Annotated in this window: 14 protein-coding genes and 2 pseudogenes; 4 read left to right on the top strand and 12 right to left on the bottom strand. The window is 34.7% G+C overall.

All coding sequences use genetic code 11. The features are described from left to right. Nucleotides 1-134 precede the first annotated feature (134 nt). Nucleotides 135-344, bottom strand: a complete 210-nt coding sequence (locus ACH6EI_RS06190; RefSeq protein WP_028414832.1) for a hypothetical protein — start codon at nt 342-344, stop codon at nt 135-137. A 674-nt stretch (nt 345-1018) separates the two neighbouring features. After that, nucleotides 1019-1558, bottom strand: a complete 540-nt coding sequence (locus ACH6EI_RS06185) for a TetR/AcrR family transcriptional regulator (protein WP_028414833.1) — start codon at nt 1556-1558, stop codon at nt 1019-1021. Nucleotides 1559-1697: 139 nt separating this feature from the next. Here ACH6EI_RS06185 and ACH6EI_RS06180 point away from each other — a divergent pair, with 139 nt between their 5' ends. Together ACH6EI_RS06180 and lepB are read left to right on the top strand one after the other, a co-directional pair. Continuing rightward, a complete protein-coding gene (locus ACH6EI_RS06180) occupies nt 1698-2036 on the top strand; it encodes a DUF2834 domain-containing protein (protein ID WP_051418592.1) in 339 nt (112 codons plus the stop codon). A 404-nt stretch (nt 2037-2440) separates the two neighbouring features. After that, nucleotides 2441-2995, top strand: a complete 555-nt coding sequence (lepB, locus tag ACH6EI_RS06175) for a signal peptidase I (protein ID WP_028414835.1) — start codon at nt 2441-2443, stop codon at nt 2993-2995. A gap of 85 nt (nt 2996-3080) precedes the next feature. Here lepB and ACH6EI_RS06170 read toward each other — a convergent pair. The 7 genes and pseudogenes from ACH6EI_RS06170 to ACH6EI_RS06140 all read right to left on the bottom strand — a co-directional run. Continuing rightward, nucleotides 3081-3251, bottom strand: a pseudogene (locus ACH6EI_RS06170) (carboxymuconolactone decarboxylase family protein); the annotation flags it as partial. 66 nt (nt 3252-3317) lie between these two features. Then, nucleotides 3318-3509: pseudogene (locus tag ACH6EI_RS06165) on the bottom strand (tautomerase family protein); the annotation flags it as partial. A 114-nt stretch (nt 3510-3623) separates the two neighbouring features. Next, nucleotides 3624-4250 carry a hypothetical protein gene (locus tag ACH6EI_RS06160; protein WP_028414836.1) on the bottom strand — a complete coding sequence of 209 codons (627 nt, stop codon included), beginning with the start codon at nt 4248-4250 and terminating at the stop codon, nt 3624-3626. 19 nt (nt 4251-4269) lie between these two features. Continuing rightward, nucleotides 4270-4821: an SF0329 family protein gene (locus tag ACH6EI_RS06155; RefSeq protein ID WP_028414837.1), complete on the bottom strand. Its 552-nt coding sequence runs from the start codon at nt 4819-4821 to the stop codon at nt 4270-4272. 1016 nt (nt 4822-5837) lie between these two features. Beyond that, nucleotides 5838-6188, bottom strand: coding sequence for a DUF2178 domain-containing protein (locus tag ACH6EI_RS06150; protein WP_014458864.1), 351 nt, complete (start codon nt 6186-6188; stop codon nt 5838-5840). Between the two features lies 1 nt (nt 6189). After that, on the bottom strand, nt 6190-6417 hold the full coding sequence (locus ACH6EI_RS06145; protein WP_028414839.1) for a helix-turn-helix transcriptional regulator: 228 nt from the start codon (nt 6415-6417) through the stop codon (nt 6190-6192). 241 nt (nt 6418-6658) lie between these two features. Beyond that, entirely contained in the window at nt 6659-7243 is a 585-nt protein-coding gene (locus ACH6EI_RS06140; protein ID WP_098112479.1) for a DJ-1/PfpI family protein, read from the bottom strand. A gap of 137 nt (nt 7244-7380) precedes the next feature. Between ACH6EI_RS06140 and ACH6EI_RS06135 the strand changes: the two genes are divergently transcribed. After that, nucleotides 7381-7824 (top strand): Lrp/AsnC family transcriptional regulator, encoded by a 444-nt coding sequence (locus ACH6EI_RS06135; protein ID WP_098112478.1) that lies wholly within the window; start codon nt 7381-7383, stop codon nt 7822-7824. A 133-nt stretch (nt 7825-7957) separates the two neighbouring features. Next, complete coding sequence (locus ACH6EI_RS06130; protein WP_098112477.1) at nt 7958-8857, top strand: alpha/beta hydrolase family protein; 900 nt, start codon at nt 7958-7960, stop codon at nt 8855-8857. Between the two features lie 233 nt (nt 8858-9090). On the opposite strand, the gene ACH6EI_RS06125 is transcribed toward ACH6EI_RS06130, so the two are convergent. From ACH6EI_RS06125 to ACH6EI_RS06115, 3 genes are read right to left on the bottom strand one after another with little or no spacing between them, the layout of a single operon-like run. Further along, complete coding sequence (locus ACH6EI_RS06125) at nt 9091-10470, bottom strand: PTS ascorbate transporter subunit IIC (protein ID WP_028414843.1); 1380 nt, start codon at nt 10468-10470, stop codon at nt 9091-9093. A gap of 21 nt (nt 10471-10491) precedes the next feature. Continuing rightward, nucleotides 10492-10773 carry a PTS sugar transporter subunit IIB gene (locus ACH6EI_RS06120; protein WP_028414844.1) on the bottom strand — a complete coding sequence of 94 codons (282 nt, stop codon included), beginning with the start codon at nt 10771-10773 and terminating at the stop codon, nt 10492-10494. Next, nucleotides 10773-12815: a BglG family transcription antiterminator gene (locus tag ACH6EI_RS06115; RefSeq protein ID WP_098112476.1), complete on the bottom strand. Its 2043-nt coding sequence runs from the start codon at nt 12813-12815 to the stop codon at nt 10773-10775. The genes ACH6EI_RS06120 and ACH6EI_RS06115 overlap by 1 nt, the downstream gene beginning before the upstream one ends. Nucleotides 12816-12963: the final 148 nt, after the last annotated feature.

The raw sequence follows: 12963 nt of genomic DNA, 5'->3' as shown, positions 1-12963 counted from the left end.
GAAACCCTAGTATTTTTAAGGTTTCTTTCTTTCTGATATTCCACTCTAAGCGACAATTGAAGATAAATTAAAATGCTTTTACTGCAATATAACGTTTTCCAACGTTTTGTAATTCATATTCTAAAAGCTGGCATCTAGCTTTTAGAAAGTTCGTTTATCTCCCTTTCAATAAGAGCTACTGAAAGTTCGAATGCTTGTATCCTTCTTTTAGCTAAGGTTATTTGAGATTTATATCTATCGGCATTTTCTTTAGCTTCAAACGTTTTTACTGTCTGTCTGAGTTTATGTAAAGTTGAATCAATTTGACGTTTTGCTTCAACTAATTCAGGTACGTCAAATTTCATTGGAGTCCCTCCTTTTTATCATTTTTATCGATAAGATGGCTTTCTTTAAAAAGGTTGTTTATCGGCAGAGCTACTGTTATCTATATTTCCTGTACATGAGTAGCCATCCAAAAATGCTTATTATACCAAATATAGTGAACACAAACTTACCACTTAAAACTTCTCTTAACAATATACCTGATAAACTAGTGTTTGTTTATCTGTAGAAGTTGAAAGGTTCCTTTAAAAGAAGCAGGTTTTTTTGAGGTATTGAGAGGTGACGTCAATTTTTATTAAGATGCTCAGCTGTTCTAAAATAGCCTCTGCGTAAGGGCCACGCTAAATAACCCATTCAAAATCTCTCAACGCAATAAAATTTGTCATACAAATTTCGTTTTTCATCTTCACAACAAAAATAGTTTGTGATATACTTCACATGTAAGGATGTTCACATGAACTAACAAACTCTTGAATGTAAAGTAGAAAAAGCTATTTCACTCCGATGCCAATACGATTGAAATAGCTTTTTTTATGCTCTTATTTTGAGAACCCCCACCATTTCTACTGCTATGGCCTTCTGTACAGTTCTCTAGGAGAAGTAGTTACATCTATCTTACTCCCTTGCTTTTAGAGTTTGATGTTCCTAACCTATCACTCAAAAAATAGAGAGGGTTCTATTTTCCGCTTATTGCAGATCAACCCTTATTAATTGCCGCAATCGCTTTTGTAATACGAGCATCGTCACCTACTGCATCTAAGAGAGCTATTCCTTCAATTGTAACAAGAGCTAGTGCTGCTACTTGTTCTTTATCCTCTCCTTCGTCTACCTTAATGATATCTAGGTAGAACTGATAAAAGCTGTCGCAGATTTCCTTTGCTACAGAATGAAATGGGTCCCCTTCTTTTGATGCAACCGCAACTAATTCAAGCCACAGCTTAATGTATGGACGAACTTCAGGATCTCTCATCATGTTATACAAATGGGGAACTAGCGTCTGAAATGAATGCTTCTCCATTTCTGTATTGTGAAGCATGTAAATAAGCTTTTGAGAAATAAAGGATAGCACAACCGTAAATAATTCCTCTTTGTCATTAAAATAATGAAGTAGCATTCTATCGCTGGTTTCCGCTGCTTTCGCAAGATTTCGCAAACTGGAGGCCTGCAGACCATTTAATAAAATATAGTCAGCCGTTTTTTCTATAATTTCTTGTTTTTTCTTTTCACCTTTTTTCATATAAAGCTCCTTACTGTCTTTTTCTGTCGTATAGATACAATTATGAAGGAAACTTAGCTGCTTTGCATTATTCCCATTCATTTTTTTGTTGATAAAAAATGTAATGAGTGCTACATTTTAAGAAAGGGGGATGATTGAATTGATAAGTAAAAACCACAAAGCAATGGACAGCAACACACTTTCTAGAAATGATCGAATACCAAAAGCATTACTTATTTTAGTATTAGTATCTTTTTCTGTTTTAACAGGTTTGGCCGTATATCATTATGGCTTTCTTGGTATTTTTTCTCAGGCATTTAACAACTATGCTTCTATGCAAATATTCTTTGATTTATTGATAGCACTAATTCTAGTGCTTGTATGGATGTGGCATGATGCCAAAAAGACAAACCGTTCTTTTTGGCCATGGGCACTAGTCACGCTAATAATTGGCTCGTTCGGTCCCCTTTTGTATCTGTTGCTGCGCAAACGCATTTAGCAGATTAAAAGACTTTGTATTGCAAAAAGAAAGCCTTTTGCAAAATAAAACAAGGCTTTCTTTTTATCTAATTAAGTATTAATCAGCTGTTTCCTCTAGTACAACTTTAATAGCCTTTGCGAGCATCTTTGCTGTACGTGTTTCTTCCTTCGAGGAGTGGTTTAGAGATTTATATAAGGTTCCATCTTATAACACTATCATTTGGAAAGATAATAAAATAAAAAAGATTCTTTTAGATCCCCAAAAAGTAAAGATAATAAAGCAGGATCAAAATCATGCAATGAAGTTTATTGAACTTGTTAAAAAATCATCTAAGTAAACCTTTAATTGTTAAATTAAAGGTTTATTTCTATATATTGTGTTATACTCTTAAACATGTATTACGGTTGTAGAGGAGTTTTAAATTGAAACAGAAAGAGATTTTTTCGTGGATCAAATCCATCATTATTGCTTGTATCCTGGCTTTTGTGGTGAGAGAGTACATATTTACGCCTATAGTAGTAGACGGCGAATCGATGATGCCTACTTTAAAAGATAGTGAACATATTATTCTTAATGAAATGGGTAAAAATAACCCAGATAATATAAAAAGATTTGATATTATCGTTTTTCACGCTACAAAGGAAAAAGACTATATTAAAAGAGTAATTGGTTTACCGGGTGATCATATAGAATATCGCAATGACACGCTATATATAAACGGAAAAAAATATGAAGAGCCTTATTTGGATCAATACAAAAAAGAAATAGTAACAGGCCCGTTAACTGAGGATTTTAAACTTGAGGATTTTACAGGCAGCAAAACAGTTCCAGAAGGTCAATTGTTTGTCATGGGAGATAATAGAATGTATAGCTTAGATAGCAGATCACCTCAAGTAGGAACAATCTCCGTAGACAAAATCGTAGGAAAAGCAAAATTAGCTTATTGGCCTTTAAAAGAATTTCAATGGATTAAATAAAGTCTTTAAAAGCTCCCTTATTAAAGGGAGCTTTTTCTATTAAATACAAACTAAAAAATAACGATATTTATGTGCTTTACCTTTATTATTTCTCCGCTACTATATTCAGTACTGCAGCTGCTTTTGGCCACCCCACGTAAAAAGCCATATGAGTTATTAGTGCAATAATTTCTTTTTCAGTCATTCCATTCTTTTTTGCCAGCTGCAGATGAAAAGACATTTGTTCAGTGTTGCCAATACTGATTAAAGCAGAAAGTCACAAAGTTAGGAGCAAGATCTCTCATGTCGTTCAGCAGCTTAGAATTAATACCGTTATTCATATTTATTGTGCCTCCTTTTGATTAACCATTTGTGCGATTCCTTGCCCAAATGACCAGTTTTCAAGGGTTGTTTCGTTTACTGTAATAAAGATATTGTTTGTAGAAAGGTCTAAGTCAGTGTGAAGTCCCTCTGCAATGGACTGATGTAGCTTCTTTTTCTGCTCGATAGTTCTCCCCTGCCCACATGTAATAGAAGGAAACTTATTGAACGTAATGAATTTATCTATAAAAAAATCCTTTGCTTCCAGGGCAAAGAATTTTTTTGCAGTTATAGAGAGCTTTGTCCCTTTTACAGATTAATATAATACTCATCCACTATCTCTATCATGAGCATAGTTTTTTGATAAGCTGTCTTTAAAGTCTTGAGGAAGCTTCATATTTCTAAAATTTAAGCCAATTAAATCTTCAACATCTTCATTTAAATACGACCATTTAGATGGTGATGTCATTAAATGGTCTAACAAAACAGATTCATTAAAACCTATGACACATATATCTAAGCTCCTTTCTCCCCATATCGCCCACTGCTTAGAAGAAGAAAACCATACCACCTTCTCTGAATTATAGTAAGGGGCATCCGCAGGGTAATCCTCCGGTCCAATTTCTAAGGCATTCCTATACTCTTCACTTGATAAAGAAGTAGGAAGCTTCAAGTAATTAAAATAGCCAAACTCTTTATAAAAATAGTTTGTGGGGTGTGGATCTAAAACCGCAACTGTAACTTCCTTTTCACTAAAGATTTTTGTTAAATATTGTACGGTAGGCCAAAAATCATCACACATCACCCAATAGAACTCTTCAAATAAATAATAATCACACCTTTGGTTAAATACTTGGTCAGGCAATTCCTTATTTGTGTTAAAGATACTTTTTAAATTTTTATTAGTGGATTGAAATTCTTGGATATCTTTAATGAAGAAATTTGTGGGCTTCACAGTTTAGCCTCCTTTTTTATTAACTGGGCGTATGTTTGAACGGCGTGATGTTATCAACCTCGCACCTTAGTTCATAAAATTGCATGATTAAGGGGGGGACATTAGAATCATATCTTAAAGCTTCCAATGTCCTCTTGCCTAACCTTCTATCTACTAATGCAAGAGCTTGAAGAATAATATTCTCAGAATTTAATGCTCGATGAATGGTCAGCTGAGGATACTGGATAAAAGCGCCATAAACATGTTCAGCGTTAAAAACGCCTCTATGTTTTAGAATACTTGCAGTGTAGTCCATATCATCTACCTGGCCAATGAATTCTGGGAAACATTCATATAAACACTCGGGAAAAGGTTTGCTTGTTTTTCTCTTCACTTCCTCCCAGAGGTTATCATGTTCCATTAAATATTCTGCTGAAGAAGCATTAAAAACTTCCTTTTTATCTAAAGTAATCCAAATACGCGTCTGCTCTCCACGAGAAACGTTATATTTAGTTAGATGAATACTCAATCTATGCTTCAATTTACCACAGATTAAATTCCCCATATCTTTCTTTACTTTTGTCCATTTCATACTATCCTTGTACCCCTATTCTTTCCTAAAACTATACGCTTCAGCTTATAGAAACATTATATTATATAAGATATTTGTTTTTCCTAATGTATTCAGCATATCCATATACCTTATCAAGATCTATTTCTTGCTGCTCTTTCTCTTCTAAGTCAAGCACTCTTTTCTATCTGCGTACGAGTTATGCTAAACCGAATATTCAAACCCCATCAACGCAATAAAGAAGCAGCCTCTCGCAAATAATGAGATTGCTTCTTGTACCTTAAAATTTGTCATACAAATTTCGTTTGCTACCTTCACAACAAAAATAGTTTGTGATATACTTCACATATAAGGATCTTCATATGAACTAACAAACTCTTGAATGTAAAATAGAAAAAGCTATTTCACTCCGATGCCAATACGATTGAAATAGCTTTTTTTATGCTCTTATTTCCATCACCCCATCCTTTCTTAGCTGTACGTTGTTTGAGTCTGTTTCCACTTGCTTCTGTATGTGAAGCGCGATCTTTTCAAAATCTATTTCATCATACTTGTTCATAGTCATACTCCTTTTAAATAAAAAACGTAAAAGCCGCCTCGGTTTGTCAGATAAGGCAGCTTTCACGAGAAATTTAATATAGAATCTGTTTTACTATAAATTATAGTATACTTTTCCGGTAAACACTATATTTTCCTGTAGAGACACACTCGTCTAGGTAGAGAATATAGTTAACTATAAATTTAATGATAAATATGATTTAGTTATTGATCATCATCTATTTCATTTTATAAAACGTAACCGATGGTCTACTATAATTGAATGTCTGAAATGTTGAGCACTAAAGAAAGAGAATGAATGATGGTTGGTCTATAGAAATGTATCAATCTTATTCGTTTAAAGACGACCATAAAAATAAGAGTAGGATTGTCATGAAGTTAATAAGGTTGTTGTAAGAAAATTATAGTTAAAACACTAAAGCCAAAGAAATGTATAGCCTTCTATGGCTTTTTTACTGCTGGCAAATCTGCGTCATTCTCTAGTTTAAAAAATCCCTTTTATATCGAACAGCAAGATATATACCTGAAGCAATGAATGCAATGGAATATTTAAATAAGAAGAAAATTTGCCACATATATTCTTTTGGGAAAATCAGGTCACACAAAATGACTCCATACAGTACAACGAGGGCACTTTTTAAACCGATTTGGCTTGTTCTTTCGTCAGACACACTCATGCCCATTTTCTTTTGAAAAACATATATTAAAACTGCTCCTACTATAAGCGATATAAATCCAATACAAATAAGCATATTCCAGTTACTATTTGATTGTTCTGTCCAGGTTCTCAAAGGAGTAAAAATGGCATTTTCTATTTTGTCAGTTATCATTTTAATCCCTTCCTTTCACATAACTAAAAATATCGTTCACATCTACGTTAAAGAAATCAGCTATTCGAAAAGCTAAAACAAGAGAAGGCGAATAATTGTTCTTCTCCATCACATATATAGTTTGTTTAGATACTCCAACTGCGTCAGCCAGTTCTTTTTGAGACATCCTGTTTAAAACCCGATGTTCATACACTTTATTTTCAACGTAGTCACCATTTTTTTCTTTCAATGTAATCACCTTCCTTTTTTTTGACTACAACTATATAATACAACAAACTTTGATAAAGGTAAAGTAAACTTATACAAAAGATAAATATTATTATACATTCTAGGGAAACAAAAAGAGTTAGACTCTTAGCGAGAAGTCTAACTCTTTTTCTATTTCAACATCAAAAAATAAAGTACTCATTTCCTTTTACTGTTTAAAAACGGTTCATTTTCGTTTCTTCGCTAAAAACAATATTCGTTGATTAGTTAAATCCCATTAAGTTTTTCACCTGTTGAACATTTTCTATAGAAGTTAATTTCTCTAATAGTAAAAAGGCCACATCAAACCCGGTGCTGGGGTTTGACGAAGTAATTATATTGTGGTCTACGACAATATAATCGTCTTGAACAAGTACACCAAATTCTCTTAACTGTGCTCTTCTTATACTTGTGGGGTGATTATAGGTAGTAGCTTTTTTACCTTCCAGAATTCCACTTTTTCCAAGTGAAAGAGCGGCAACACAGACACTGGCTATAGGTTTTCCTGCTGAGTGAAATTCTCGAATAACCTGCAAGAATCTCTCATCGTAAGCATCTTCGTAAAAATTTGCTTCTTCAAAGCCACCTGGTATAGCAAGCGCATCAAATTCTTTTACATTAATATCTGATACTAGCATTTCTGGAATTACAGTAAAGTTCCATGTACATGTTAGTTTTGGATGTAAGCCCGCTGTTATTAGTTCAGTCGTGCCGTCTCCCTCAAATTTATTCCATCCAAACACATCTGTAAAAACGCTTGCTTCTACAGCTTCAAATCCATTTGCTAAAAGTAATAATATTTTCTTCATAGAATCATCTCCTTTCAGTAAATTTTATGAAATATTCATGCAATGTTATATACAAATAATTAGGTTATTTCTAAAGATATCTTTACTAAATTAGGTAATTACTTGATAATAATTAATAAAAAAAGGTTGACGATAAAATGGGCGTAATAGATAGAAAAATACTTCATGAACTGCAGCCAAATGCTAAGATTTCAATGAAAGAATTAGCTCAAAAAGTTTACTTATCTTCTCCTTCTACCATTGAACGAGTGAGAAGGTTAGAGGAAAACGGGATTATAAAAGGCTATAAAACAATTGTTGATGCAGAAAAATTGAATAGAAACATAACTGCGTTTGTTTTATTTGAAACGACAAAATGTAAGGATCATGCCGCGTTTTGTAGCGTTCATCCTGATGTAATGGAATGTTATCGTGTGGCAGGAAAAATAAGTTACATAGCAAAAATATGTACAGAGTCCGTACATACTTTAGAAGAATTTATTCATAAAGCTATGGAGTTTGGTACACCTTCAACAAACATCGTTTTATCATCACATACGAATATGGAACTTAAATTATTTCAAGATACTAGCAGTGGATAACTTTAAAAAAGCATGTTTATATATTTGTTAGTTAACAGTATCCAAATTGATTTTCCAAGAGAGCTAAATCAATCAAATTTCATATATGAGCCTGTTGTAATAGGGATCTTTAAAAACAAGGAGGAGGATATACGTGCAAATAAAAAAAGATGAAAGACAGTCATTTTATGCCGGATGTCAATTCGTAGATATAGAAGATCAAGGAAATGAACACGGCTTTCCTTTACTTATTATGTATCCTACATATAAAGAAGAAAAAGTTGAAAAGATGGGACCTTACACGATAAGCGCTGCGCAAGATGCTCCACTTTCAGACGGATTATTTCCTTTGGTCATTATTTCTCATGGAGATGGAAGCACGCCTCTTGCTTATCGAACCATTGCCCAGTTTTTAGCACGTAATGGTTTTATTGTAGGGGTACCTCAGCATCCATTTAATAATCGAGAAAATAATACGCTATCTGGAACAATAGATAACCTAAAAAATCGACCTACTCATATACGTACTGTAATTGATTGGTTTTTAAAAGAAAGTCCCTTTTCTCCGTCCATTCATTCAAATAACATTTCTCTTATTGGCCATTCAATGGGAGGATATACGGCTCTTGCCGTAGCAGGTGGAGTTCCCACTTCTTTTCCTTCTGAATCTCCTGATCAAAAGCCTTATTGTTTATCTGTTGATCATGATAAGCGGGTTCAATCACTTATTCTTTTAGCGCCAGCCGCCGGATGGTTTAGAGAAAGAGGAGCTCTTGAAGACGTGAATATACCTATTTTAATGATTACAGGAGAAAAGGATACGATTACTCCTTCTTTTCACGGGGAATTTGTGTTAAATGGGGTTTCTGATGCGGAAAAAGTTCAGTATATCGTTGTAGAAAATGGAGGACATTTTTCATTTCTCAGTCCATTTCCGGACTTTATGAAATCTCCTACCTTCCTCCCTTCTCAGGATCCGGAAGGCTTTAATCGCAAAGAGTTTCATGAAAACCTGCAAAACACTATATTGAATTTTTTATTACATTCTTTTTAACAGATTAGTCAGTTGTACCACCTTTTCTTTTGAAGCAATTATATCTAGAAAAGAGCAGTTAAAATCCCTTAGAAACTGATGAGCTTCTAAGGGATTTTATTTGTAACCTTATGCTTACGAATCAGATGCGTCACCCTAAAGAATCCTTGAAGCGGTCAGAATGCCTTTGTTAATTGCATGAACTGATAATGAATGGATTGACGATACTACTTCAAGCTCTTGTCTATCATTTTTTATTTCTCAACTTTTTTGTAAGGCACTGCATGACTTTCTTGCTTGCGTATACTGGCCAAGATCATTATCAGTAACACTAAACCAATACCAACCATAATGGTAGTTTTTCCACCGAAATGAGCTAGCCCACTCAAGAATAGTCCCACTATACCGAAGTCTGAATCTGAAAATGTAGCATTTGATAGACCCAAATCTCCCAACACGGGTATTAATAGAATTGGCATGAAACTGATTAAAAGGCCGTTCACAAATGAGCCTAAAATCGCACCGCGTACACCACCCATTGCATTTCCAAACACCCCTGCAGCTGCACCCGTAAAGAAGTGAGGTACTACACCTGGTAAAATAATGATTCCTCCTGATAAAACTAGTATTAACATACTAACAATGCCGCCTAAAAAACTTGAAAAGAAACCAATTAATACAGCATTTGGTGCATAAGTATATATAATTGGAACATCTAATGCTGGCTTTGAATTTGGCACAATTTTAGAAGATATTCCTTTAAATGCTGGTACAATTTCAGCTAATACCAATCGTACACCAGCTAAAATGACGAAAACGCCGGCAGAAAACATTCCTGCTTGAAGTACCGCAAATAAAATATAGTTTTTTCCGTCACTTAATTTACCTTCGACATAACCAGGCCCCGCAAAAAGAGCGACAATAACGTAGAAAATCGCCATAGTTAATGCAATACTAACCGTACTGTCTCGTAAGAAGCCGAGACCTTTTGGAAAGTTAATTTTTTCTGTTGATACAATCTCTTTCTTTCCCTTTACAGCCATCCCCACGAGACCACCAACTGCAAAACCAACTGCTCCAGAATGTCCTAATGCCACATTATCATTACCTGTTAGTTTACGGATAAAAGGCTGAACGAGGGCTGGAGAAAGCGTCATGAAAATTCCCACCGTTAAAGCACCAAAGAGAATTAATGAAAACGATGTAAAACCACTTACGGATAAAATGATGGCAATCATACATGACATGTACAAAGTGATATGTCCTGTCAGAAAAATATATTTAAATCGTGTAAAACGAGCAATCAGCAGGTTTACAATCATACCAAAAAACATAATTAATGCGGTCGAAGAACCATATTTACTCAGTGCAATCGCAACGATGGCTTCATTATTTGGAACGACACCGTTTACGTTAAATGCTGCTTTGAACATTTCTCCAAATGGAGCAAGGGCTTGTTGAAGAATCCCTGCACCTGCTGTAATAACCAGGAACCCAACAAACGTTTTTGTTGTTCCTTTTAGTGTATCTGAAAGATTTTTCTTTTGTGCAAGTAGACCTACTAGAGCAATTATGGCTACTAAAACTGAGGGTTCACTCAGAACGTTAACTAATACATTTAACACCTGATTCATCGCTATCACCTCTCAATTTCTTTACAGTAGATTTTTTTCTTGCAGAACCCCTGTTAATTTAGCGCGTAATTCTTCTAAATCAATAATATTATCCAAAATTACGACGTTTCCTAAGCTTGCCCCGCCTTCTGCAATATCTTTTGCAAGAAAGAACACGTCTGCATCCTCTGGTGTTGCAGAACCTAAATCAGAATGATTTACTTCTACGCCGCTTACTCCCATCTCATTCAACAACTGTTGAATATTCATTTCCACCATAAAACTTGTTCCTAATCCTGATCCACATACTGTTAAAATTTTCATTATTCATCTTCTCCTTTTTTTCGCATCATAGCTATAATTTCAGCTGAAGTTTCAGCTTCTTTTAAACGTTTTAATGAGTCTTCATTTACTAAAAATGAGGTCAATTCTGACAGTGCTTTTAAATGTAATTTGTTATCAATGGCTGCTAGACAGATAAACAAGTCAATTGCATGTTCTTCTTGGTTCAGTAACAAAACTGGTTTCTTCATTCGTAGAAGGGACATACCAAGCTCTTGTACACCTTGTTCTGGCCGGGCATGAGGAATAGCAATTCCTTTCCCTATATGAATAAAAGCTCCCATTTCTAAAACTCTATCAATCATTGCTTGAGTATAGGCTGAGGTAATATAATGCTGTTCCTCCAAAGGTTTTGCTGCCAATTGGATTGCTTCTTCCCACTCTAGAGAATCGTCAGAGAATTGAATCTTATCCTCTGTTAAAAGTTCAGAAAGCATAGGGGCGTAACTCCTTTCACGTGTATGGCTTTGTCTTAAATGTTTCGTTAAATCTTCATAAAGCGCTTTTTCATTTTTAATAGTTGCATATTTTCGTATGGTCGCCATTAACTTATCCATTGGGATAGTCGATTGAACCGGCAAATTGAAATCAGCTGCCACGGCCTGCTGCAAATAGTTTTCCTCTAGCGCTGTTAATAGTGGACGTGTTAAATAAACAGGCTTGGATGATTCCAAATAAATAGTTGAAAAAATCATATCGTAACTGTCTGGTGACAGTTTTTCGATTTCTGCAGCCGAATATGATTCTGTAAAATGCAATTTTGGAAACAGTTGTCGTAATTGCGTTCGTAGCATCATAGAGGAACTAATCCCGTTTGGGCAAACGATTGTGGCTTTATACACTTTAGGTTTAGCCTCCAGTTTTCGAACATGCCCACCGAATAAAATCGTAAAATACCCTATCTCTTCATCTGAAATACATTTTCCCGTATATTCAGAAAGCGGCTTCAACGCCTGTTTAACAAATTCAAAGAGTACACCGTGCTCTGTTTTAATTGTGTCAATTAACGGATTTGATAATGGCACTTCACAGATGATTCTAAAATAGGCTGGTACCAAATGTTTATATAAGAGCGATTTTAAAATATGCCTTTCCTTAAATGGTACTAATATTAAGCGCTCTACTTCTGAAATAATAGTACTCGATACAAGGTCAAGCTTTTCATCAATATGGAGCTCGTCTATATTCTGCATAGCAGATAACAATTGAACCGTTAGATAGATAACCTCTGCTTCAGCCACTTCATCAAATAAATAAGCTGATAGCTCTTCCCCCATTTTTAGTAAGGGCTGTTCTTTCATTAATTTAATTTGCTTGATTGGTAGAATCAGTTTATGATGCCCAGACCTGCACTGTAGAAATAAGAGTTCATAAACTAGCTGATCTAGCCGGTTACTAACAAAATCAATCCGATATTTTTTAGCTAAATCATTTACGTTCTCTCTAATTACTGAACCCGTATTTTCATAATTCCAACTATTAAGAACCTGCTTCATCCCTGAAATGCCCATTGGCAATTGCAAAAGTGTTCCAATACAAATAGTTGCAAATCGACGCTTAAGCCTCTCTTCTCCCTCTAGATGAAAGCCATCTGTCCGGTTATAAGATAACTGAATGCCTTCTTTCTCACAATACGAACGAAGCTTTTTAATATCCGCTAGTGCTGTATTCCTGCTTACCTGCAGAAAAGACTGATAATGTATATTTGCTATAGGCTCTTTTCTTATATACGTGTATAAATAAATTAAGTATATCCGCTCAGTCTCTTGAAAAACTGACTGCTGACGGTTAAGCGATGTTCCTTCTAGTTTCCAATAATTTTTAATTCTTTCATCAACCTTAAATTCTATATCAATCACTTGAATTTTCGGTAAATCTAAATTGCTTAATGCATTGTTCAACTTATCAAGCGTATAGGCAAATTGTCGAGGTGATAAATTTATTTGAAGTCTCAACTCCGGAATTGATAACTTCGGGTAATTAATCATCTGCTCAAGCAGCTGCAATGATTTATGATCAAACATCTTATTATCCTCCTCATGTTTATTATAAAATAGAAGTGTTAGCGATTACATAACTGTTCAATCCAATCTTTGTTGTCATTTTAGAATAGCTGTTGGACTGAAGGTTATATTTCCCATTTAAAAGTTTAACATAAGCTCTCGCACCACA

The sequence above is a fragment of the Priestia sp. JSM ZJ58 genome (genome assembly GCF_044383985.1).
Taxonomy (GTDB): domain Bacteria; phylum Bacillota; class Bacilli; order Bacillales; family Bacillaceae_H; genus Priestia; species Priestia zanthoxyli.
The sequence above is the reverse complement of the archived record's forward strand: the minus strand, read 5'-3'. Positions and strand labels throughout refer to the sequence as shown.